Origin of the sequence: Corallococcus sp. CA049B (genome assembly GCF_003611685.1) — a bacterium.
In the GTDB taxonomy this organism is placed as follows: Bacteria; Myxococcota; Myxococcia; order Myxococcales; family Myxococcaceae; genus Corallococcus; species Corallococcus coralloides.
Map to the genome: position 1 here is coordinate 1 of NZ_RAWC01000465.1, position 1076 is coordinate 1076.

General features: G+C 80.5%; 1 pseudogene. It reads left to right on the forward strand.

The window, feature by feature from the left end:
- Positions 1–35 precede the first annotated feature (35 nt).
- A pseudogene (locus tag D7W82_RS40835) lies at positions 36–1076 on the forward strand (hypothetical protein); the annotation flags it as partial.

Genomic DNA, 1076 nt, shown 5'->3' on the forward strand with positions numbered 1-1076 from the left:
GCATGACGCCGTCGGTTCGTCCGGGGATGGCGCCCGTGCCGCCCGCCGCGCCTCGCGCCGCCGCGCCCCGCCCGCCCGCGCAGGCTCCGGCCGCCGCGCCCACCGTGCGCGCGCCCACGGGTCCCGCGCCCCACGCGGATGCGACGCTTCGCGCGGCGGCTCCGACCGCGCGTCCTGCTTCGCCGCAGGCGGCTCCGGTGGCGCGTCCTGCTTCGCCCCAGGTGGATGCATCGCAAGCGGATGCGACGATTCGCGCGGCGGCTCCGGCTGCGCGTCCGACCCAGGCCGAGCGCGCCCCCGCGCCGCACGCGGAGGGTCAGCCGGTCCGGGCGCCCGCGCAGCAGGCTTCCCGGGCCGCGGCCCCCATGCCTCCTCGCGCCACGCCTCCCGCGGGGAGCGCGCCCGCTGGCGCCGTGCTGCCTCCGCGTCCCGCCGCGCCGCCTCCGGGTGTGGCACCGGTGGCCGCCGTGCCCCCGCGCGCCGCGCCCACCGCGGCCCTGTCGGAGCCGGGCTTCCAGAACCCTGGCGTCGCCGTGCCTCGCGCCGCGCAGCCTCCGGCGGCCCCCTCGGAGCCCCGCCCGGGCTCCGCGCCCACGCCGGCCTACGGCACGGAGCCGCACATTCCGCGCCCCCAGGCCGCCTCAGGCCAGCCTCGTGGCAACGCCGCCCAGGGGGCGCCCGGGCTGCCTCGCATGGACGCGCCGGCCCAGGCCGCCTCGGGCCAGCCGCGTGGCCACGCCCAGGCCTCTGGCCTTCCGCACATGGATTCGGCCTCGCAGGCCCAGGCCCCCGGCCTGCCCCGGATGGGTGGCGCACAGGCCCAGGCCCCCGGTCTTCCCCGCCCCGCCGCCGGACCGTCGGCCGCCGAGCACTGGGATGCACCGCAGGCGTCTTCCGGCCTGCCCTTGATGGATGCTCCCGCGCAGGCCTCCGGTCCGTCTCGCCGGGACGCCGCTCCGGGACTTCCCGTCATGGAGGACCCGGCCATCCTGCCCCCGCTGGAGACGCCGGCCTTCGCGGCGTCCCCGGCGCATGCTCCGGGAGTGTCTCGCATGGAAGCCTCGCCCGCCCCTGCC